Raw genomic sequence first — 21,307 nt, 5'->3', positions numbered from 1 at the left:
GATGAGCGAAGACGCGGGTGGCCTGCCCATCGGAAGAGTCGCCGAGCTGACCGGAATGAGCGTGCACGCGCTGCGGTTCTTCGAGCGCGAGGGCCTGTTCCTGCGCGAGATCCCGCGCACCGGCGGAGGGCAGCGGATCTACGAACAGGCGGACGTGGACTGGCTCGTACTGTGCCGTCGGCTCCGCGACTCGGACATGCCCATCGCCACGATCAAGAGGTTCGCGGAACTGGTCCGGTCGGGCCCCGGCAACGAGCCGGACCGCCTCGCCCTGCTGCGCGAACACGAGCGCGCCGTACGCGCCAGGATCGACGCCCTGATCGCGAGCCTCGACGTCATCCACGGCAAGGTCGTGACGTACGAGCAGCATCTTCGCGGCGGGACAGCCGTCGGGCTCTGGTCGCCGACACTGCCTCGGTAGACTTTCCCGCTGCTCAGGGCGTGAGGCGCACCTCTATCGCAAAGGCGCCTTTCGCGGAATCCCGGATCACGCCAGGGTGACGTGCATGCCGCCCTCCGCCAGGACGTCGAGGGCCTCGGCGAACGGGTTGTACGGCTAGGCCACCCGTCGTCAGGGCGTGGGATAGCGGATTGATACTCGCGCGCGGTCGCGGCGTCTCGCCTCAGCAGGGTTGCGGGGGCTGCGGAGCCGAAGGTGCCACGCAGGCAGTCGTCAAGGTGTCCGGGCAGCCACCGAAGTAGCGCCCGGCCCGTTCACCGCCCCCGCGCCAAGAAGGGCGGGGTGCCAAGGCCGCCGTCGGCGGGACAACCACGATCGCCGACGGCGGCTACCCCGGAACCGGCCTCGTCATCCCGCACCGCCGGCCCCGAGGCAGCGAACTGACCGACTGGCAGGCCGAACACGACCACGGTCACAGACGGGTCCGCGCCCGCGTCGAGCACGCCTTCGCCAGGATGAAGACCTGGACGATCCTGCGCGACCGCCGCCTGAGAGGCGATGGTGTGCGCCACGCGATGCACGGCGTTGCCCGTCTGCACAACCTCGCGCCCACGGGATGACTCCCGCCGCATGCGCGACCTGAAGGTTCCCGGGAGAGGGCTCCCCACCTCGCAGTCTCGGAGGAGAAATCAGGCGAGGCAGAACTCGTTGCCCTCGATGTCCTGCATCGTGATGCACGACTCGTTGACGCCATCGGCGCGCTGCGTCAGCACGTGCTTCGCGCCGAGCGCCATCAGCCGTGCGCATTCGGCCTCGAGTGTGGCCAGGCGCTCGTCGCCCACGAGCCCGGTGCCGGCCCGCACATCGAGATGCACCCGGTTCTTGACGACCTTGCCTTCGGGGACTCGCTGGAAGAGCAGGCGCGGAGCCACACCCGCGGGATCAGTGCACGCGAAGTAGATCGCGTCCTCGGGCGGCAGCGAGCGGAAGCACTCCTCCCACGTGGCGAAGCCTTCCGGGACCGCCGGCATGACGTATCCCAGCACCTCGCACCAGAAGGCGGCGAGGCGCACAGGCTCCGCGCAGTCGAAGGCCACTTGGAACTGCTTGATCGTTGACATGGGCGCACAGTAACAGTGGCTCTGCTCATCTCCGCAGGTCAGGGGGTCCACAGGTGGTCAGGCGGCGGGGTGGACGGCAGCGCCGGGGGTGCGGACTACGGCACGGTAGGCGGCGGGTACGCCACCTACCGGCGGCCGGATGCCGAGGATCGAGCAGGCGATCTCCGCCACCCTGGGTGGGGCGCGCCGCGGTCAATGTCGGGGCCGGCGCGGGTTCGTACGAGTCGGCGACGCTGGAGGTGACGGCGGTCGGGCCGTCGGCGTCGATGCGTGCCCAGCGCCCCGCGCACCTGTCGGCCGCCGTCGATGCCGTCGATGCCGTGGCCGAGAAGCTGCCGTCCGGCGACGACGCGTTCGACGCGGCGATGACCGCCTTCGGCGTGCACCAGTGGAGGGACCTCACGACGGGCCTGCGCGAGGTGCGGCGGGTTGCGCGTGGCCCCCTCGTCGTGTTGACCTGCGACCCCGCTCTCGTCCGGGACCTCTGGCTGTACGAGTACGCGCCGGAGGTGCTGGACACCGAGGCGCGCCGCTACCCGGCGATCGCGGATCTGACCGAGGCTCTCGGCGGACCCGCGTCGGTGCCCGGGTGCCGATACCCGTCGACTGCACCGACGGCTGCAACGAGGCGACCTACGCGCGCCCCGAGATGCTGCTCGACCCCGGTGCTCGACAGGCGTGCTCGGCGTGGAGCTTCGTCGACGAGCAGTCGCGCGAACGGTTCGCCGCGAATCTGCGGGCCGACCTGGACAGCGGAGCAAGGGACACCCGGTTCGGCGCTCGGCGGCAACAACCCTTCCACGAAGGCTCGCTGGTCGTGATCCGGTCCGGCGCGGCCTGATACCGGCGGCGCAGAGCTGAGACGCGCCGCGGCCACTCCCCGGCACGGATCCGGGTACACACAAAGCTCGGCACGGGCAGTGGCGGGCCCCCTCCGCGGTACGCCGAACGGTGGGAAGGCCGCCCGCCACGCGACCGGACCCCGCCCGGGGCTCACCCGGCGGTCACGAGAGACGGACGGCTTCCCGCGCCACCACCTCGCCGAACCGGGGCAGGTCGAGGTCGACCGCCGACCGGTGCTCCGCCTCCGTCAGGGCCGCCATCGCATCCTCGACGAACACCAGCTCGTAGCCGTGGTCGGCGGCTGCCCGAGCGGTCGACTCCACGCCCAGGTTGGTCGCGATGCCGGCGAACACCAGCGTGTCCACGCCGCGCCCCTGGAGCAGGTCGTGCAGCCCGGTGTCCTGGAACCCGCCGATGGTGCGCTTCACCAATACGGCATCGGCCGTCGCCGCCACCTCCGCGACCAGCCCACTGCCGGGCGGCTGCTCGGCGACGTTCGGGCGCTCGACGCGCAGGGCGACGACGGGGGCACCCGCTGCCCGGAAGGCAGCCGCCAGTTCCAGCGACGCCCTGAGCACCTCGGTCCCCGCGTGCGGTGCCAGCGGCAGGGCGACGATCCGGTCCATCAGGTCGACCAGGACGAGCGCCGTCCGGCCGCGATCAAGGGTTCGCATGGCGGATCACGGTAGCGGATCACCGTGGCCGGATGCCTGCTCCTGGGCGGTCGCGCTCCGGAATCCTCGATGAGCACCCACCGCCCGTACTCGACGTCTGCGTCGTGGTCGGTCATCCGCAGGATGTCGGCGGCCTCGCTCAACAGCGGCAGGCCGCGCGACGCCACGACACGAGCCCTGACGAGCGACGGCCGAACAAGGCCGGACAAGATGCCTTCCGACCAGGCAACCGGGCAACTGATCGGACCGCCGCAACGCCGTCCGGCCGCGCCGTCGGACGGCATCCGCCAGGCCGCCGACAAGAGTTGAACGCCAACGCCGTCCTTGACGCCCTCGACGGGTTGTCGATTTCATGGTGTGAACGTCGCCCGGTCCCGAGCATCGACGGCAATGTGGGTGCCTCACGCCCCAAGGGGGTGATGTCCCCACCCCCGTCCGCGACGCACTACCCAGCGACGACACCGCACCGGCCGCCCCACCCCGAGAACACCGGAGCTTCCCCGTACCTGAAGGTGGGAGCGCTCCCGCGCTGCTCATCCCGCCCCACCCCGCCCCGCAAGAGCACAAGAACCATCCGCTCTGCCCCGGCCGGTGCCCACCGGCGGAGGCCCGCCCGGACCGCCGCCGCACTCCTCGGAGAGGAAGACCGACGTGTCCCACCCCCTACGCCGCCTACGCAGGATCGTGACAGCGCTCGCTCTCACCGCGGCCGTGCTCCTGTCGGCCCCACCCGCGCACGCCGCCCCCACCACCCCGACCAGCGCCCCCGCCCCCGCAGCGACCGCAGCGACCACAGCGACGGGAGCGACCGCAGCGACGGGAGCAACCGCAGCGACGGGAGCAACCGGCGCCACCGCCCCGGGCTCCGGCTACTGGCACACCAGCGGGCGCCAACTGCTCGACGAGGCCGGCCGACCCGTCCGGATCGCCGGAGTCAACTGGTTCGGCTTCGAAACAGCCGACCACGTTCCGCACGGCCTCTGGGCCCGCGACTACGGCAGCATGATCGACCAGATGCGCGCCCTCGGCTTCAACACCATCCGCCTGCCCTACAGCGACGACCTCTTCCGGGGCTCCGTACCGACCGGCGTCAACCACTCCGGCGGCATGAACGCCGACCTCCAGGGCCTGACCTCGCTCCAGGTGATGGACCGGATCGTCGACCGGGCCGGATCCGCCGGGCTCAAGGTGATCCTCGACCGCCACCGCCCGGACGCCGGTGGGCAGTCGGCGCTCTGGTACACGAGCGCCGTCCCGGAGAGCACCTGGCTCGCCGACCTCCGGGCGATCGCCGCGCGCTACGCCGGCAACCCCACCGTCATCGGCATCGACCTGCACAACGAGCCGCACGATCCGGCCTGTTGGGGCTGCGGCGACCCGGCGCTCGACTGGCGCCTGGCGGCCGAGCGCGGCGGCGAGGCCGTCCTGGGGGCCAACCCCTCGCTGCTCGTCCTCGTCGAGGGCGTGCAGAGCTTCCAGGGCAGTTCGACCTGGTGGGGCGGGAACCTCCGCGGTGCGGCGGCGTACCCGGTCCGGCTGGGCGTGCCGAACCGCCTCGTCTACTCCGCGCACGAGTACGCCACGAGCGTGGCGCGCCAACCGTGGTTCGACGACCCGGCGTTCCCCGCCAACCTGCCCGCGGTGTGGGACTCCAACTGGGGCTACCTGTTCCGACAGAACATCGCGCCGGTGTGGATCGGCGAGTTCGGCTCCACTCTGCAAGCAGCCGCCGACCGGACCTGGCTGACCGCGCTCACCCAGTACCTGCGGCCCACCGCGCAGGCGGGCGCGGACGCCTTCTCCTGGACGTTCTGGTCCTGGAACCCGAACTCGGGCGACACCGGCGGGATCCTCAAGGACGACTGGACCACCGTGGACACGGTGAAGGACGGCTACCTCACCGCCGTCAAGGCCCCGGGGTTCGCCGCCGGCGGCGGTGCCGGCGACACCCGGTCGCCGACGGCCCCCACCGGTCTCACGGCGACCGCTGTCACCGCCACCTCCGCCACCCTCGGCTGGGCCGCCTCCCAGGACGACACGGGCGTCACCGGCTACGACGTCCACCGGGGCGCCACGCTGGTGGGCACGGTCACGGGCACCACGTACACGGACACCGGCCTCGCCCCGGCGACCGCCTACACCTACACCGTCACCGCCCGGGACGCCGCCGGGAACGTCTCGGCCGCCTCCGGGGCGACGACCGTGACCACCGCGGGGCCTGCCGGCACCACCGGCTGCACGGCCAGTTGGCACACGGACAGCCAGTGGGACAACGGGTTCACCGCGACCGTGACGGTCACCAACACCGGGAGCCGGGCCGGTAGCACCTGGACGGCCGCCTGGGACCGGCCCTCCGGGTGGCAGCCGACCGGTACCTGGAACGCCGCCGTCACCCAGTCGGCGAGCACGGTCACCGCGACCGGCCTGGCGTACAACAGCGCCTTGGCGCCCGGCGCTTCGACGACCTTCGGCCTTCAGGGCAGCGGCCGGCTCGGCGCCTCCCCGCCGGTGCCGACGTGCACCGTCACGCCCTGACGGCAGCAGGGCCTCCGCCCACCCGGCATCACCAGCCACCGGGCACCGGACACCAGACACCAGACACCAGGCCGTACCGCAGACAGCCCACCCAGTCCCACCCGACGCTCGCCGAGGCCCATCACCGACTCATTGCGGGAGCGCTCCCACGCATTTGCGTCGAACGCCTTGACGCCCCCGAGCGTTCATGGGTTGATAGCGGGGAGCCGGAGTCTGACTCCATCTCACCCGCACAGCAGCCGAATTGATGGCCTTCCCGCAGTTCGGCAACTATCCCGGCCCACCCGCCGGAGACCTGCACCGGGATCGCTCTCACCTCTGATGGGAGCGATCCCACTCCGGCGCCCCGGACCGGCGCCCTTACCCCTGGGTCCCCCACCCGAAAGGACTCCCCCATGCCTTCCGGCCACCACAACGGCGGACGCACCCGCCGCAGGCCCGTGCTCCACCGGCTGCGCACCCTCGCCGCCGTCGCGGCGCTCGGCGCCACCAGCCTCCTGCCCGTCGCCACCGCCTCCGCCACCCCCGCCTCAGCCGCTGCGGCGGAGGCCTCAACGTCGGCCGCCCGGGTCGACAACCCCTATGCCGGCGCGGGCGTCTACGTGAACCCCGAGTGGGCCGCGAACGCCGCCGCCGAACCCGGCGGCAGCGCCGTCGCGGGCCAGCCGACCGCCGTCTGGCTCGACCGCATCGCCGCCATCAACGGCACCGCCGGCCACCTGGGCCTGCGCGGACACCTCGACAGCGCCGTCCGGCAGGCGGCGGGCAAGCCCTTCGTCGTCCAGCTCGTCGTCTACGACCTCCCCGGCCGCGACTGCGCCGCCCTCGCCTCCAACGGCGAACTCGGCCCGACCGAGATCGGCCGCTACCGGACCGAGTTCATCGACCCGATCGCCGCCGTGCTGGCCGATCCCGCCTACGCCGGGCTGCGGATCGTCACCACCGTCGAGATCGACTCGCTGCCGAACCTGGTCACCAACGCGGGCGGCACCGCCACCGCCACCCCGCAGTGCGACACCATGAAGGCCAACGGCAACTACGTGAACGGCGTCGGCTACGCACTGGCCAAGCTGGGCGCCGTCCCGAACGTCTACAACTACGTCGATGCCGGCCACCACGGCTGGCTCGGCTGGGACTCCAACCTCGGCCCGGCCGTCGACGTCCTCCGCCAGGCCGCGACGGCCGCCGGCTCCACCACCGCCAACGTGCACGGCTTCATCGTCAACACCGCCAACTACTCGGCCCTGAAGGAGCCCTACTACACCATCGACGACTCGGTGAACGGCACCTCGGTGCGCCAGAGCGCCTGGGTGGACTGGAACCGCTACGTCGACGAGCTCTCCTACGCCCAGGCCTTCCGGCAGAAGGCCGTCAGCGCCGGCTTCGACCCGGCCATCGGCATGCTGATCGACACCTCGCGCAACGGCTGGGGCGGGGCGGCCCGCCCGACCGGGCCGGGCGCCCGAACCAGCGTGGACAGCTACGTGGACGGCGGCCGGACCGACCGGCGGTTCCAGACCGGCAACTGGTGCAACCAGTCCGGGGCCGGCCTCGGCGAGCGTCCGCGGACCGCACCCGAGCCGGGCATCGACGCCTACGTGTGGGTGAAGCCCCCGGGCGAGTCGGACGGCGCCAGCCAGTACGTCCCCAACGACGAGGGGAAGGGCTTCGACCGGATGTGCGACCCGACGTACACGGGCAACGCACGCAACAACTTCCACCTCTCCGGCGCCCTGCCGGGCGCGCCGCTGGCCGGGGCCTGGTTCTCCGCCCAGTTCCAGGAGTTGCTGAAGAACGCCTACCCGCCGGTGACCGGCGGCGGCACCGGCGACACCACGCCGCCGAGCACCCCGGCCGGGCTCCGCTCCACCGCCACCACGGCCGCCACCGTCTCGCTGGCGTGGACGGCCTCGACCGACAACGTCGGGGTCACGGGGTACGACGTCTACCGCAACGGCACGGCGGTCGGGTCCACCACGGGCGCCGGCGGCACCACCTACACCGACGGCGGGCTGACCGCCTCGACCGCCTACCGCTACACCGTGGTCGCACGTGACGCGGCGGGCAACGCCTCGACGGCCTCGGCGGCCCTCACCGTCACCACCGCCGCGGGCAGCGGCGGCGGGAGCTCCGGCTGCACCGCGACCTACCGGGTCGGCAGCGACTGGGGCAGCGGCTTCAACGCCGACGTCGCCGTCACCAACACCGGTACGGCCGCCGCCACGCACTGGAAGGTGACCTGGACCTGGGGCGGTACCCAGCAGGTGAGCAACCTCTGGAACGGCGTCCTCGCGCAGTCCGGCCCGAGCGTGACCGTCACCAACGCCCCGTACAACGGCGCGCTGGCGGCGGGCGCGAGCACCGCCTTCGGGTTCGGCGCCGGTTACTCCGGCGGCAACACCGCGCCCACGCTGAGCTGCACGACGAGCTGACGCCCGACCGGCCCGGTGTCGGCTCCGCCACGACGGCGGGGCCGGCACCGGTGCCGTCCCCAGCGTTCCGGCCGGTCAGCGGTTCCCGCCACACAGGGGGCTCCCGCCAAACAGGGGGCTCCCGCCGCACAGGAGGCTCCCGCCAAGCCGGTACTCCCGCCAGGGACGCGGGCAGGCCCCCGTCAGGCGGAGTCGCGGACCACCAGCTCGGTCGCCAGCACCACCTGCCGGCTGCCCCGGTGCCGCCCGGCGATCTCCTCCAGGAGCAGCCGGGCCATGGTCCGCCCCATCTCCTCGATCGGCTGGCGGACGCTGGTCATCGCCGGTTCGGTGTGCCGGGCCACGATCGAGTCGTCGAACCCGATCACCGCGACCTGCTCCGGAATCCGCCGGCCGGCCGCCCGGAGCACCTGCATGGCCCCGGCGGCCATCACGTCCGAGGCGCAGAACACCGCGTCGAGGTCGGGCCGCCGCTCCAGCAGCGCCCGCATCGCCTGCCGCCCGCCCTCCTCGGTGAAGTCGGCCAGACCGACGAGGTCCTCCTCGTACGTCTGCCCGGCCTCCTCCAGGGCCCGGCGGTAGCCGTCCAGACGGGCCAGCGCCACCTCCATGTCCAGCGGGCCGGTGATGGTGGCCACCCGGCCGCAGCCGCGCCGCAGCAGGTGCCGGACGGCCATCCGCGCACCGCCGGCGTTGTCGGCGTGGACATAGCTGAGGACCTCGTGGTCGTTGCGCCGGCCGGCCAGCACCGACGGGATCTCCAGGCTCTCCAGCAGGCCGGGCAGCGGGTCGTCCCGGTGCACCGCGACGAGCAGCACGCCGTCCACCCGCTGGGCCGACAGGTACGCGGCCAGCCGGTCGCGCTCGCGCTGGTTGCGGACCAGGATCAGCAGCAACTGCATGTCGGTCTCGCTGAGTTCGGCCGCGACGCCGCTGATGATGTCGGAGAAGTAGGGCTCGGAGAAGAGCCTGGTCTCCGCCTCCGGGACGACCAGGGCGACGGCGTCCGTCCGGGAGGTGACCAGGGCCCGCGCCGCCCGGTTCGGCACGTAGCCGAGTTCGGCGATCGCGGCCTGGACCGCCTCCCGGGCCTTGTCGCTCACCCGGGGCGAGCCGTTGACCACCCGGGAGACCGTGCCGCGGCCCACGCCGGCGAGGGCGGCCACCTCCTCCAGGGTCGGCCGTGCCGAGCCCCGTGACCCACTGCCCGACGCGCCGGCCGTCCCACTCGCCGCCTGTGCCATCGTCCACCTCTCCAAGACCTCGCCACGGGGGCCGCCGCGCCGGGCGGGCGCCCCGGAGACCATCCTCCTCCACCGGGACGCGGCGCGGGCGCGAGGGGGCGGGTGCCGGCCCGGTGGGCCGCCCGCCGCAGGACACGTTCCCGCAACGGATGGCGCGATCCGCCTTGACACCCGACCCGATCACCCAGCAACCTTCCCCTAGTGCTTGGGAGCGCTCCCACGACGATGCGCCCACCCTAGCGGCCCGCCGCCACCGGGGCCAGCCTCCGACGCCCGAACGGAGCCGGAGGGGCTGTCCGACACTCGATCAACAAGCTCGCCAGTGAGCCGGGTCGGCCGTCGGATCACTGACTGATCAACCCCGGCCGGGCACCACGCACGCGTCCGCCGAGTACTGCCGGAACCAGAGCCCGACCCGGAACCAAGGGCCCGAGCCGGGACCAAGGGCCCGAGCCGGAACCGGAGAGCCCGAGCCGAAGCCCGAGCGAACCCGCACCCGGCCCCCGGGAGCACCGGCCACCCGGGGAGCACCGGCGACCCGGCCCACCCGGGGAGCACCGGCCACCCGGCCACCCGGCCACCCGGCCACCCGGGAGCACCGGACACCGGCCGCCAGACACCCGCCACACCCACCACGCACAGGCACCGAGGAGAACCCCCATGCGTCCCACCACCCGCGCACGCCGCCGGGCCGTCCCCGTCACCACCGCACTGACCCTCTCGGCCCTCCTGCTCACCGGCTGCGCCGGCGGCTCCGACGCCGATCCCGCCACCGGCGCAGCCGCCGACGGCGGTGGCAAAGTCACGCTCTCCGTCGGCGACTTCGGCACCTTCGGCTACCGCGAAGCCGGCCTGTACGACGAGTACATGGCCGCCCACCCCTCGATCACCATCCGGTACGAGACCGTCCAGGACGGTCAGAAGTACTGGGACGCCCTGGCCACCCACCTGGCCTCCGGCAGCGGCCTCAACGACATCCAGGCCGTCGAGGTCGGCTACATCGCGCAGGCCACCGGCACGCTCGGCGACAAGTTCACCGACCTCTCCAAGGCGGAGGGCGTCCGGGCCGACGCGTGGCTGCCGTGGAAGGCCAAGCAGGCCACCACCGCCAAGGGCGCCCTGATCGGCCTGGGCACCGACATCGGCCCGATGGCCGTCTGCTACCGCAAGGACCTCTTCGAGCAGGCCGGACTGCCGACCGACCGCGAGGCCGTCGGCAAGCTGTGGAGCGGGGACTGGGCGAAGTTCGTCGACGCCGGTAAGCAGTACCAGGCCAAGGCCCCGGCTGGCACCTTCTTCACCGACTCGGCGAGCGGCCTCTTCAACGCGGCCCTCTCCGCGGAGTCCCAGCAGTACTCGGACGCCTCCGGCAAGCTCGTCTACCGGGACAGCCCCGGGGTGAAGAAGGCCTGGACGACCGCCGTGGACGCGTCCCGCGCCGGTATCAGCGCCGGTCTGCGGCAGTTCCACTACGACTGGAACACCGCCTTCAGCAACGCCCGGTTCGCCACCGTGGTCTGCCCGTCCTGGATGACCGGCATCATCAGCAAGTACTCCGGCGACCCGGGCAAGGGCAAGTGGGACATCGCGCAGGCGCCGGTGGCCTCCAACTGGGGCGGCGCCTTCCTCACGGTGCCCAAGGCCGGCAAGCACCAGAAGGAAGCCGCCGCGCTGGCCGCCTGGCTGACCGCGCCCGAGCAGCAGGCCAAGGTCTTCGCCAAGGTCGGCAACCTGCCGTCGACCACCGCGGCACTGGCTCAACCCGCCGTCCAGAACGCCACCTTGGACTACTTCGGCACCACCCCGACCGGGAAGATCTTCGCCGCCACCGCACAGAACATCGCGCCGGCACCGATCGGTGAGCAGGACGGCACGGTCAAGACCGTCATCACGGACAACGGGATCCTCGACATCGAGCAGCACGGCACCGACCCGGCCAAGGCCTGGACCAACGTCACCAAGCTGATCGACGACAAGGTCAACGGCTGAGCGCCACCCCTCCGGCCGTTCCGGTGCCGGGCCCGTCCGCGGCCCGGACCGGCCCGGCCCGCCACCCCTGGAAGGACTCCCCCGTGGCCACCACCCACCGGCCCGCGACGGACAGCGGCCCGCCCCGGCCCGCGCCCGCAGGGCGCCGCTCCGGCCCCGCCGCGCCGCCCCCCAGCTGGCGCTCGCGCCTGCACCGACTCGACCTCAAGGCCTCGCCCTACGCATACATCGCGCCCTTCTTCCTCTGCTTCGCGGCCTTCGGCCTGTTCCCCCTGCTGTGGACCGGCTGGCTCTCGCTGCACCGGGTCGACCTGCTCGACCCGGGGGTGATGGAGTGGCGCGGGCTGGGCAACTACACCCGGCTCTGGGGCACGGAGCAGTTCCGCACCGCGCTGCTCAACACCTTCACCATCGGGGTGCTGTCCACCGTGCCGCAGCTGCTGATGGCGCTCGGGCTGGCGCACCTGCTCAACTACCGGCTGCGCGGCCGCGGCTTCCTGCGGGTGGCGGTCCTGGCGCCCTACGCCACCTCGATCGCGGCGGCGACCCTGGTCTTCGTCCAACTGTTCAACCCCGACTACGGGTTGGTCAACTGGCTGCTCTCACTGGTGGGGGTCGGCCGGACGGACTGGTACGCCGACACCTGGCCCGCCCAGATCGCGGTCGCCACCATCGTCACCTGGCGCTGGACGGGCTACAACGCGCTGATCTACCTGGCCGCGATGCAGGCCGTCCCGAAGGACCTCTACGAGGCCGCGAGCCTGGACGGCGCCTCCCGCTGGCAGCAGTTCACCCGGATCACCGTGCCGTCCATCCGGCCCACCATCCTGTTCACGGTGATCGTCTCGACCATCGGGGCCACCCAGCTGTTCGGCGAGCCGCTGCTCTTCGGCGGCGGTGTCGGGGTCAGCGGCGGATCGGCCCACCAGTTCCAGACCTTGAGCCTCTACATGTACGAACTCGGTTGGCCGAGCCGTCAGTTGGGCCGTGCGTCGGCCGTCGCCTGGACGATGCTGCTGATCCTGTTGCTGATCGGCGCCGTCCAACTGCTGCTCGCCCGCCGGGGCCGTGCCGGACAGGGGCGCTGAGATGACCACCACCCTCGAACCCACCCCGACGGCGAGGCCGTCCACCGCCGGCCGTGCCCCCGGCCGTCTCGCGGCCGCGCTGCGCGCCGTCCGGCGCCGGCTGCGGCCCGGTGCCGGGGAGCAGGACAAGGCCGGGCCGCTGACCTACGCCGTCCTGGTGGCCGCCGCCGTGCTCTCGCTGTTCCCCCTGTACTGGACCTTCGTCGCCGCCTCCTCCACCGGGGAGCGGGTGGCCCAGGCACCGCCGCCGCTGCTGCCCGGCGGATCGCTGTGGACCAACATCACCACCGCCTGGGAGCAGGCCGACCTCGGCCGGGCGCTGCTCAACTCCACGGTCGTGGCGGGCTGCGTCGCACTGAGCACGGTCGCGTTCTCCACCCTGGCCGGGTTCGCCTTCGCCAAGCTGGCGTTCCGCGGCCGGGGCGCCCTGCTGACCGTCGTCGTCGCCACCATGACCATCCCCCCGCAGCTCAGCGTGATCCCGCTCTACCGGATCATCACCGACCTGGGCTGGGGCAACCAGCTGAAGGCCGTCGTACTCCCCTCCCTGGTGGCCGCCTTCGGGGTGTTCTTCATGCGGCAGTACCTCGCCGAGGCGCTGCCGGTGGAGCTGATCGAGGCGGCCCGGGTGGACGGCGCGCACAGTCTGCGGATCGTCTGGCACGTCGTGCTGCCGGTGGCCCGGCCGGCGATGGCCGTGCTGGGAATGCTGGTCTTCGTGCAGTCCTGGAACGACTTCTTCTGGCCCTTCGTCGTCCTGACCCAGCAGAACCCGACCGTCCAGGTCGCGTTGTCCGCCATCGGCGGCGGCAGCGCCTACGAAGTCAACCAGGCGGTCATCATGACCGGCGCCCTGGTCGGCACGCTGCCGCTGCTGCTGCTCTTCGCCGTCCTGGGCCGGCACATCGTCGGGGGCATCACCGCCGGCGCCGTCAAGAGCTGAACCCGCCCCACGCCGCCGTCAAGAGCTGAACCGCCGTCGAGCGCTGACCCCCGCCCCGCCCACCACCTCCGGGAGCATCCCCGCCATGACCTCCACCGTGCCGCCCGCCCGCACCGATGCCGTCCCCGCGGCCCGCACCTCCGCCCGCACCCCCGCCTCCACCCCAGCCGCCCGCACCGCGGCCGAACCCCCCGCCCTGGCCTTCCCGCCCGGCTTCCGCTGGGGCGCCGCCACCGCCGCCTACCAGATCGAGGGCGCCGCCGCCGAGGGCGGCCGGACGCCGTCGATCTGGGACACCTTCAGCCACACCCCCGGCCGGACCGCCGGCGGGCAGACCGGCGACGTGGCGGTCGACCACTACCACCGGTTCCGCGAGGACGTCCGGCTGATGGCCCGGCTCGGCCTCACCTCCTACCGGTTCTCGCTCTCCTGGCCACGGATCCAGCCCACCGGCCGCGGCCCCGCCCTGGAGAGCGGCCTGGACTTCTACCGGGCCCTGGCCGACGAGCTCGCGGAGCACGGCATCCGGCCGGTCGCCACCCTCTACCACTGGGACCTCCCGCAGCACCTGGAGGACGCCGGCGGCTGGCCGGTGCGCGAGAACGCCGAGCGCTTCGCCGAGTACGCGGCCCTCGCGGCGCAGGCCCTGGGCGACCGGATCGACACCTGGGTGACCCTCAACGAACCATGGTGCAGCGCCTTCCTCGGCTACGGCTCCGGCGTCCACGCCCCCGGCCGCACCAGCCCGGCCGACGCGCTCCGCGCCGCCCACCACCTCAACCTCGGGCACGGCCTCGCCGTCGGCGCCCTGCGCGCCGCCCTGCCCTCGACCGCCGAGATCGCCGTCTCGCTCAACCTGCACGCCGTCCGCCCGGTCACCGGCCACCCCGACGACCTCGCCGCGGCCCGGCGCATCGACGCGGTGGGCAACCGGATCTTCACCGGTCCGATGTTCGCCGGCGCCTACCCGGACGACCTGCTGGCCGACACCGCCCACCTGGTCGACTGGGCGGACCTGGTGCGCGACGGCGACCTCGCCGAGATCTCCCGGCCCGTCGACCTGCTCGGGCTGAACTACTACACGCCGACGGTGGTCTCCGCCGCCCGCGACGGCGAGGCCGCGACGGCCCGCCACGACGGCCACGGCGCGAGCCCGCACTCCCCCTGGCCGGGCGCCGACGACGTCACCTTCCACCGCGCGCCCGGCGAACTCACCGCCATGGGGTGGCCGATCGACCCGACCGGCCTCACCGAGCTGCTGACCTCGCTGCACCGGGAGCACGGGCTGCCGCTCCTCGTCACCGAGAACGGCGCGGCCTTCGAGGACGTGGTCGGCCCCGACGGCAGCGTCGACGACCCCCGGCGGATCGCCTACATCCGCGCCCACCTCGCCGCCGTCCACCACGCCCTCGAAGCCGGCGCCGACGTGCGCGGCTACTACCTCTGGTCGCTGCTCGACAACTTCGAGTGGGCCTACGGCTACGCCAAGCGCTTCGGCGCCGTCCACGTCGACTACGACACGCTCGCCCGCACCCCGAAGGCCAGCGCCCACTGGTACGCGGAGGTGATCCGCCGGGGCGGGATCGACTGAGCGAGGGGCCGGGTGCCCCGGGCCTCAGCCGGCCAGCTCGGCGCGCCGCACCAGCGCGACGGCCCGGCCGTCGGCCAGGACGAGTGCGGCGTCCTGGCCGGGCCCGAGCGACTCCCGGGCCTCGGCGAGCGACTGGCCGACGCCGACCGTCGGCAGGGCGGGGCCCAGCAGGGCGGTGACCGGGCCGTCGGGCGCGGCGCGGCCCTCGGTGACCGCTCGCTCGACGGCCGCCGAGGAGAGGGAGCCGAGCACCTCGGTGGCGCTGACCCCGTACGGGCGCTCCGGCCGGGCCAGTACCACCGGCGCGACGCCGCCGGGCACCTCGCGCAGCACGGCCAGGGCTTCGGCCACCGAGGCGTCCGAGGCGACCGTGACCGGCCCGCCGGTCCGACCGTCCAGCACGGACCGGACGGTCGGCCCGGTGTGGTCGGCGCCCCGCGGCTCCTCCAGGAACCCCCACCGGCGCAGCCAGTCGTCGCTGTACAGCTTGGAGAGGTAGGACCGGCCGGAGTCGGGCAGCAGCACCACGACGAGGTCGTCGGGGCCGAGTCCGCGCGCGACCCGGAGCGCGGCGGCCACCGCCGTGCCCGAGGAGGGGCCGGCCAGCAGTCCCTCCTCACGGGCCAGCCGCCGTGCGGTCAGCAGGGACTCGCGGTCAGGGATCCGCTCGACGTGGTCGACGACCTCGCGGTGGTAGGACTCCGGCCAGCGGTCCTCCGCCGTGCCGGGGTGCAGGAAGTGGCCGATGCTGTCGACGAAGTAGGGGCTGCCGTCGCCACCGCCGTAGCGGGAGGACTCCGGGTCCGCGCCGACCACCGTGACGCCGCCGCCGGAGGCCTTCTTGAGGAAGGCGCCGGTGCCGCTGATCGTTCCGCCGGTGCCGACCCCCGCGACGAAGTGGGTCACCCGGCCCCCGGTCTGCTCCCAGAGCTCCGGACCGGTGGTCCGCACGTGCGCGTCGGGGTTGGCGGGGTTGTCGTACTGGTTGGCCAGCCAGGCGCCGGGGATCTCCTCGGCGAGCCGGCGCACCACGTTGAACAGGTGGTCCGGGTGCTCGGCCGGCAGCGTGGTCGGGGCGAGCACCACCTCGGCGCCGTACGCCCGCAGGATGTCCGACTTCTCGACGGCGGACCGGTCGGCCACGCAGGCGATCACCCGGTAGCCGCGCCGGCGGCCGACGATGGTGAGGCCGATCCCGGTGTTGCCGGAGGTCGCCTCGATGATCGTCCCACCGGGCCGGAGCAGGCCGTCCCGCTCGGCCGCCAGGACCATCGACAGCGCGGCGCGGTCCTTCACGCTCCCGCCGATGCTGAGGAACTCGGCCTTGGCGTAGACGGGGGTCGCGAGGCCGGCGCCGAGCCGGGCCAGCCGGAACAGCGGCGTCCCGCCGATCGCGTCGACCACCGATTCGTGAACCGTCATGCGACTCCTTGCCCCGGTACCCCGCCGCGCGCGGCCGCTGCCGCGTACGCCACGGCCCCGGGCGAACGCCTGCGACCGCTGGGACGAAAGGCTTTCACCGCACGATCGCCCGACGCAAGAGGACCCGGCGCGAGAGGACCCGGCGCGAGGACCGGCGCGCGAGGGTCCGGCCCGGCCGGGCGGGTCACGCCTCCTGGGTGTCGAGCCAGTTCAGCAGGACGGCGCGGTCGGCGACGGTGCCGGTGGGGTTCGCCGGGTCCAGCAGCCAGTGCCGGATCCGCCCGACGGTCTCCGGATCGAGGTCCAGGTACAGGCGCCAGTGCGCCCGGGTGTGGCAGTTCGGGTCGCGCGGCTCGTCACAGTCGTGGCAGTGGGTGAAGAAGGCGTCCACCATGCGGTGCACGATCAGCTCGTCGGACATGAAGGCCGCGTTTCCCTCTCTCGGTGCGTGCGGCCGGCCTCCACGGGCCGGCGCTCCACTTCCAGGGTGCGGGGCGGCCGACCCGGACGGGAGGGACGAACGTCCCGCGCCCCGGCCCGTCCGGCGCCCGCCCGGGCCCGGGAACGCCGGAGGCCCGGTACCCGTGGGGGTGGGTACCGGGCCGTTCGAGGGGCGGTGGTCAGCCGCGGCCCGAGGACTTCTGCGTGCGACGGGAGACCGAGTCCAGGACGACGGCGGCCAGCAGCACGGCGCCGGTGATCATGTACTGGATCGCCTGGGCGGCGTGCACCATGTCCAGGCCCGTGGTGATGGACTGGATGACCAGGATGCCGAGCAGCGCCGACCAGGTCTTGCCGCGCCCGCCGAAGAGGCTGGTGCCACCGATGACGGCGGCCGCGATGGCGCTCATCAGCACGTTGCCGCTGCCCAGCGTCTTGTCCGCCGAGCCCTGCTGGGAGGCGATGAACAGGCCGCCGAGACCGGCCAGGCCGGCCGAGATCATGAAGACCGAGATGCGGACCCAGGCGACGTTGATGCCCGCGCGGCGGGCGGCCTCGATGCCACCGCCGACGGCGAAGATCTGCCGGCCGTAGGAGGTGCGGCGCAGCACGAAGTCGGTCAGCACGACGACGCCGAGCAGGATGACCAGCGGCAGCGGCAGGCCGCTGTCCTGGTTGAGGGTGTAGGCGCCGGCCAGGGCGAGCACCGCGAGGGCGCCGGTGCGCAGCGCTATCTCGCCGGTGGTGCGGGCGGGCAGTCCGGCGGTGGTGCGGCGGCGGGCGTCCAGGAGCTGGCCGCCGAGGAACAGCACGATCGCGAGGACGGCCGCCAGCCAGGCGAAGGCGATGTCGCCGTCGCCCAGGAAGTAGGTGTCCAGGTTGGCGACGACGCCGTCGTTGATGTTGTTGACGGTGCCGAGCTTGCCGAGGACGTAGTCCTGCAGACCGCTCCAGGCGAGCATGCCGGCCAGGGTGACGACGAAGGCGGGGACGCCGATCCTGGCGAAGAAGAAGCCGTGCAGGGCGCCCATGGCCACCGCAGCGACGAGGGCGAGCAGGATCGCCAGGCCCTCGTTGAGGCCCTGACGGACCGCCAGGACGGAGGTGATGGCCGAGGTGACGCCCGCGATGGAGCCCAGCGAGAGGTCGATCTCGCCGAGCAGCAGGACGAAGACGACACCGACGGCGATCAGGCCGGGACCGGCGATCCACTTGGTGATGTTGGTCAGGTTGTCGGCCTGGAGGAAGTGGCCGGTGACGCTCTGGAAGATGACCGCGATCAGGACCAGGCCGATGACGACGGGCAGCGAGCCGAGGTCCCCGCTCTTGATCTTGCGGCGGAACTCCTCCACGTAGCCCGCGACGCCGCCCTGGCGGACCAGCAGACGCGGGTCGGCCACCGGTGCCGGGGCGTTGGTGGGGGTGGTCTGGCTGGTGCTCACTTCGCTTCCTCCGCGATACGTGCCTGACGCCGGGTGACGGCGTTGTCGGTGGCGCCGGTGATGGCGGAGATGATCTCCTCGGGCGAGGTGCCGGCGACCGGGAAGACCCCGTTGTTGCGGCCCAGGCGCAGGACGGCGACGGTGTCGGCGACCGCCCGTACGTCCGCCATGTTGTGGCTGATCAGGATCACGCCGAGGCCGCGCTGGCGCAGCCGCTCGACCAGGTCGAGGACCTGCGCGGTCTGCTCGACGCCGAGCGCCGCGGTCGGCTCGTCGAGGATCACGATCCTCGGGTCGCCGACGAGGGCGCGGGCGATCGCCACGACCTGGCGCTGGCCGCCGGAGAGCGCGGCGATCGGGATCCGCACGCTGGGGATCCGGATCGAGAGCGTGTCCAGCAGTTCCTTGGCGCGCCGCTCCATGGCGACCTCGTCCAGCGTGCCGAAGCGGCGCAGCTCGCGGCCCAGGAAGAGGTTGGCGACGACGTCGAGGTTGTCGCAGAGCGCGAGGTCCTGGTACACGGTGGCGATGCCGAGTGCCTGGGCCTCCTGGGGGCGGGTGACCCGGACCGGGCGCCCGTCCCAGGTGATCTCACCCTCGTCGATCGGGTGAACTCCTGCGATCGTCTTGACCAGGGTGGACTTGCCGGCGCCGTTGTCGCCGACCAGCGCGACGACTTCGCCGGCGTGGACGTCGAGGTCGACATCGGTGAGTGCCTGGACAGCGCCGAAGCGCTTGGAGACCGCGCGCAGCGCCAGTACGGGTGCGCCTGTCACGTGAACCATCTCCTGCGGGGTAGTGCGTGGGGTGGGGTGGGGTTCCTGCGGGCAGGAGGGCCGGCGCTCCCCGGGCGGTACGGGGAGCGCCGTGGCCTTCGAGCCCGGCGGGCGCGCTACTTGACGCCGGCGGTGGTGCAGGCGGCGGCGAAGTCCGCGGTGCAGATGTCGGCGGCCTTGTAGAGGCCGTCGGCGATGACGGTGTCGTTGATGTTGGCCTTGGTGACGACCTTGGGCTCCAGCAGCTTGGCCGGGATGCCCTTGTCCGTGTCGCTGTCCACCGTGGACGGCGCCGCGGCCTTGAGGTCCTTGCCCTGCAGAAGGTTCACGGCCAGCTCGGCGGCGCTGTCGGCGAGCGGCTTGTAGGCCTTGTAGATGGTGTAGGCCTGGTCCCCGGCGACGATCCGCTGGACGGCGTCGAGGCCGGCGTCCTGACCGCCGACCGGGACGCTGACGCCCGCGGCCTTCAGCTGGGTGATGATGGCGCCCGCCATGCCGTCGTTGGCGGAGTAGACGGCCTGGAAGCCGTCCTTGCCCAGCTGGGTGATGGCGGCACCGGTCTTCTGGCCGGCGACGGTGGGCTTCCACTCGCCGGACTGCTCGTAGACCACCTTCTTGACCTTGCCGTCGAGCACCTTGTGCGCGCCCGACTTGAACTGCGCGGCGTTGGGGTCGGCCTCGTCACCGTTGATCATGATGATGTTGGCGTCGGCCGCCTTGGCGCCGAGCGCGTCGACCAGCGCCTGGCCCTGCAGCTCGCCGACCTTCTCGTTGTCGAAGGAGACGTAGGCCGAGACCGGGCCGGTGGCGAGCCGGTCGTAGGCGATGACCTTGACGCCCTTGCCCGCCGCCTCCTTCACCCAGGACTGGGTGGACTTGGCGTCGAAGGCGTCCAGGATGATCACCTTCACGCCCTGGGCGATCAGGGTGTCGAACTGCTGCTTCTGCTTGGCGGCGCTGCCCTCGGCGTTGCTGTACTGCACCTTGCAGTCCGAGCAGAGCGCCTTGACCTTGGCCTCGATGAACGGCCGGTCGAAGGACTCGTAGCGGGTGGAGGAGGCGTTCTCGGGGAGCAGCAGGCCGATGGACTTGCTGTCCCCGGAGCTCGCGGAGTCCTTCTTGTCACTGCCGGCCTTGCCGCAGGCGGCCATCGAAAGGGCCATCGAGACCGCGGCGGTGCCAATGACGACGCGACGCATCGTTGCGTTCATGTGGGGAGTGCCTCCGTGACGGTGCCGCAGCGCTGCGGCGGGGTGGGAGGAGTTAATCCGTCTTCGGCATATGACGTCAATAAGTAAATCCAAGCCCTCACGATTCAGATCTTTTCGTTATCTTCGTGAACGCCTACTCGTCATTGAAGCTTGGAGGAACCTCCGAGTATCAATCTGGCAGGACATGACAGAACGGACATATGGTTTCGCTTCGACGTTCACCACCTGGTGCGAACGTGAGAATCGATCCGCGAATCCCATGGGCCGCTCGCCGATCCCCTGGCCGTCGCACTCTTGACAAGAACAGAGCAAGATGCTTCGTGCGTTCAAGACTTAGATCAACAGGACGGAAGGCTTGAGGATCTGACGTTCCGTCGGCGGCGGCCGGGATCACCGCGCGGGCCCACCGGCGCCCGAACGTGCTACAGGAGGGGCGGCCGCGGCGCACCCCCGGAACGGCGTGGACCCGCCGGACGTGATCGTCCGACGGGTCCACGGTGTTCGGGAACGTGCTCGTAGGGGGCGCCTACCGGCGGACGGCACCCCCCACCCGGGGCCCGGGTCCGCCGGCGCCCCGCCCGCTCAGCCCCACCACTGCTCCGGCACGGCGACCGCCTCCGGCGCACCGCCGGACCGCACCGCCTCCTCCCGCGCCCGGGGGCCGGCCGTCACCAGCAGCTCACCCGGCCCGGCCTCGGCCACCCGGTAGCCGGACTCCCGGAGCACCGCGGCGATCGCCCCGGTCATCGCCGTACGGATGCCCTCGACGGGCGGCGGCGCGGCGTCGCCCGGCCCGCCGGCGCCGTCCCCGCCGGGCTCGGCGCCCTGCCCGGCGTCCTGGTCAGCGCCCGGCGACCAGCCGACCAGCACGCCCTGGGGCAGTTCCGCGATCCGCAGGCCCGAGGGCCCCGAGGGGCCCCGCTCGGTGTCGAACCCGGCACGGGCCAGGGCCGCTGTCACGTCCTCGTAGAGTTCCCGGTGATCCACCATTGGCGCAGCGTAGGCCGGGGACCGCACCCTCCCCGCGCACGGCGCGCGCCGAAACGGTTCGGCTCCCCGGCAACAGCACCCGGGCGCACCATTCCCGGCCGTGAAAGCGGCCGGTCAGCGGCACGCACACCCCCGGACGGGCCGACACGAGCGGCCGTCCGGGCC

18 protein-coding genes and 2 pseudogenes are annotated in these 21,307 nt (G+C 72.7%); 10 read left to right on the top strand and 10 right to left on the bottom strand.

The genetic code is table 11. From position 1 onward, the window contains the following. The first annotated feature begins 1 nt into the window (after window position 1). Window positions 2-421: a MerR family transcriptional regulator gene (locus tag ABT263_RS20850; RefSeq protein WP_352292022.1), complete on the top strand. Its 420-nt coding sequence runs from the start codon at window positions 2-4 to the stop codon at window positions 419-421. 66 nt (window positions 422-487) lie between these two features. On the opposite strand, the pseudogene ABT263_RS38915 reads toward ABT263_RS20850, so the two are convergent. Continuing rightward, window positions 488-721, bottom strand: a pseudogene (locus tag ABT263_RS38915) (barstar family protein); the annotation flags it as partial. An 11-nt stretch (window positions 722-732) separates the two neighbouring features. Here ABT263_RS38915 and ABT263_RS20845 point away from each other — a divergent pair. Further along, window positions 733-1,020: pseudogene (locus ABT263_RS20845) on the top strand (transposase family protein); the annotation flags it as partial. Between the two features lie 69 nt (window positions 1,021-1,089). On the opposite strand, the gene ABT263_RS20840 reads toward ABT263_RS20845, so the two are convergent. Then, on the bottom strand, window positions 1,090-1,521 hold the full coding sequence (locus ABT263_RS20840; RefSeq protein ID WP_329485931.1) for a VOC family protein: 432 nt from the start codon (window positions 1,519-1,521) through the stop codon (window positions 1,090-1,092). A 176-nt stretch (window positions 1,522-1,697) separates the two neighbouring features. On the opposite strand from ABT263_RS20840, the gene ABT263_RS20835 reads away from it, so the two are divergent. Beyond that, window positions 1,698-2,342, top strand: coding sequence for a class I SAM-dependent methyltransferase (locus ABT263_RS20835; protein WP_352292020.1), 645 nt, complete (start codon window positions 1,698-1,700; stop codon window positions 2,340-2,342). Between the two features lie 183 nt (window positions 2,343-2,525). Here the strand turns inward: ABT263_RS20835 and ABT263_RS20830 are convergent, their stop codons facing one another. Continuing rightward, window positions 2,526-3,038 carry an isochorismatase family protein gene (locus tag ABT263_RS20830; protein WP_352292018.1) on the bottom strand — a complete coding sequence of 171 codons (513 nt, stop codon included), beginning with the start codon at window positions 3,036-3,038 and terminating at the stop codon, window positions 2,526-2,528. A 69-nt stretch (window positions 3,039-3,107) separates the two neighbouring features. Between ABT263_RS20830 and ABT263_RS20825 the strand changes: the two genes are divergently transcribed. The 3 genes from ABT263_RS20825 to ABT263_RS20815 all read left to right on the top strand — a co-directional run bounded on the left by ABT263_RS20825 (window position 3,108) and on the right by ABT263_RS20815 (window position 8,005). After that, on the top strand, window positions 3,108-3,347 hold the full coding sequence (locus ABT263_RS20825; RefSeq protein ID WP_352292016.1) for a hypothetical protein: 240 nt from the start codon (window positions 3,108-3,110) through the stop codon (window positions 3,345-3,347). Between the two features lie 342 nt (window positions 3,348-3,689). Next, window positions 3,690-5,573 (top strand): cellulase family glycosylhydrolase, encoded by a 1,884-nt coding sequence (locus ABT263_RS20820; RefSeq protein ID WP_502885831.1) that lies wholly within the window; start codon window positions 3,690-3,692, stop codon window positions 5,571-5,573. Window positions 5,574-5,968: 395 nt separating this feature from the next. Continuing rightward, window positions 5,969-8,005, top strand: coding sequence for a glycoside hydrolase family 6 protein (locus ABT263_RS20815; RefSeq protein ID WP_352292014.1), 2,037 nt, complete (start codon window positions 5,969-5,971; stop codon window positions 8,003-8,005). Between the two features lie 182 nt (window positions 8,006-8,187). Here ABT263_RS20815 and ABT263_RS20810 read toward each other — a convergent pair whose 3' ends face one another. Next, a complete protein-coding gene (locus tag ABT263_RS20810) occupies window positions 8,188-9,249 on the bottom strand; it encodes a LacI family DNA-binding transcriptional regulator (RefSeq protein WP_352292012.1) in 1,062 nt (353 codons plus the stop codon). A gap of 660 nt (window positions 9,250-9,909) precedes the next feature. Between ABT263_RS20810 and ABT263_RS20805 the strand changes: the two genes are divergently transcribed. The 4 genes from ABT263_RS20805 (at window position 9,910) to ABT263_RS20790 (ending at window position 14,860) form a co-directional block, all read left to right on the top strand. Beyond that, window positions 9,910-11,238: an ABC transporter substrate-binding protein gene (locus ABT263_RS20805; RefSeq protein WP_352292010.1), complete on the top strand. Its 1,329-nt coding sequence runs from the start codon at window positions 9,910-9,912 to the stop codon at window positions 11,236-11,238. A gap of 83 nt (window positions 11,239-11,321) precedes the next feature. Beyond that, window positions 11,322-12,326: a carbohydrate ABC transporter permease gene (locus tag ABT263_RS20800; protein ID WP_380383733.1), complete on the top strand. Its 1,005-nt coding sequence runs from the start codon at window positions 11,322-11,324 to the stop codon at window positions 12,324-12,326. Window position 12,327: 1 nt separating this feature from the next. Then, window positions 12,328-13,269 (top strand): carbohydrate ABC transporter permease, encoded by a 942-nt coding sequence (locus ABT263_RS20795; RefSeq protein WP_352292008.1) that lies wholly within the window; start codon window positions 12,328-12,330, stop codon window positions 13,267-13,269. Between the two features lie 85 nt (window positions 13,270-13,354). Beyond that, the gene (locus ABT263_RS20790) at window positions 13,355-14,860 is read left to right on the top strand and encodes a GH1 family beta-glucosidase (RefSeq protein WP_352292006.1); all 1,506 of its coding nucleotides are present in this window, start codon (window positions 13,355-13,357) and stop codon (window positions 14,858-14,860) included. 24 nt (window positions 14,861-14,884) lie between these two features. On the opposite strand, the gene ABT263_RS20785 is transcribed toward ABT263_RS20790, so the two are convergent. The 6 genes from ABT263_RS20785 to ABT263_RS20760 form a co-directional block, all read right to left on the bottom strand. Next, complete coding sequence (locus ABT263_RS20785) at window positions 14,885-16,282, bottom strand: pyridoxal-phosphate dependent enzyme (RefSeq protein ID WP_352292004.1); 1,398 nt, start codon at window positions 16,280-16,282, stop codon at window positions 14,885-14,887. A gap of 184 nt (window positions 16,283-16,466) precedes the next feature. Then, entirely contained in the window at window positions 16,467-16,703 is a 237-nt protein-coding gene (locus tag ABT263_RS20780; protein WP_352292002.1) for a hypothetical protein, read from the bottom strand. 199 nt (window positions 16,704-16,902) lie between these two features. Continuing rightward, entirely contained in the window at window positions 16,903-18,165 is a 1,263-nt protein-coding gene (locus ABT263_RS20775) for a sugar ABC transporter permease (protein WP_329485941.1), read from the bottom strand. Next, window positions 18,162-18,950: an ATP-binding cassette domain-containing protein gene (locus tag ABT263_RS20770; RefSeq protein ID WP_329485943.1), complete on the bottom strand. Its 789-nt coding sequence runs from the start codon at window positions 18,948-18,950 to the stop codon at window positions 18,162-18,164. Before ABT263_RS20770 ends, ABT263_RS20775 begins: the two co-directional genes overlap by 4 nt. Window positions 18,951-19,057: 107 nt before the next feature. Further along, complete coding sequence (locus ABT263_RS20765) at window positions 19,058-20,152, bottom strand: sugar ABC transporter substrate-binding protein (protein WP_352292000.1); 1,095 nt, start codon at window positions 20,150-20,152, stop codon at window positions 19,058-19,060. A 582-nt stretch (window positions 20,153-20,734) separates the two neighbouring features. Continuing rightward, window positions 20,735-21,142: a hypothetical protein gene (locus ABT263_RS20760; protein WP_352291998.1), complete on the bottom strand. Its 408-nt coding sequence runs from the start codon at window positions 21,140-21,142 to the stop codon at window positions 20,735-20,737. Window positions 21,143-21,307 lie beyond the last annotated feature (165 nt).

The sequence above is a fragment of the Kitasatospora sp. NPDC001603 genome (assembly GCF_040298365.1).
In the GTDB taxonomy this organism is placed as follows: Bacteria; Actinomycetota; Actinomycetes; order Streptomycetales; family Streptomycetaceae; genus Kitasatospora.
Note: the sequence above shows the minus strand (reverse complement) of the source record. Positions and strands in the feature narration are given on the sequence as shown.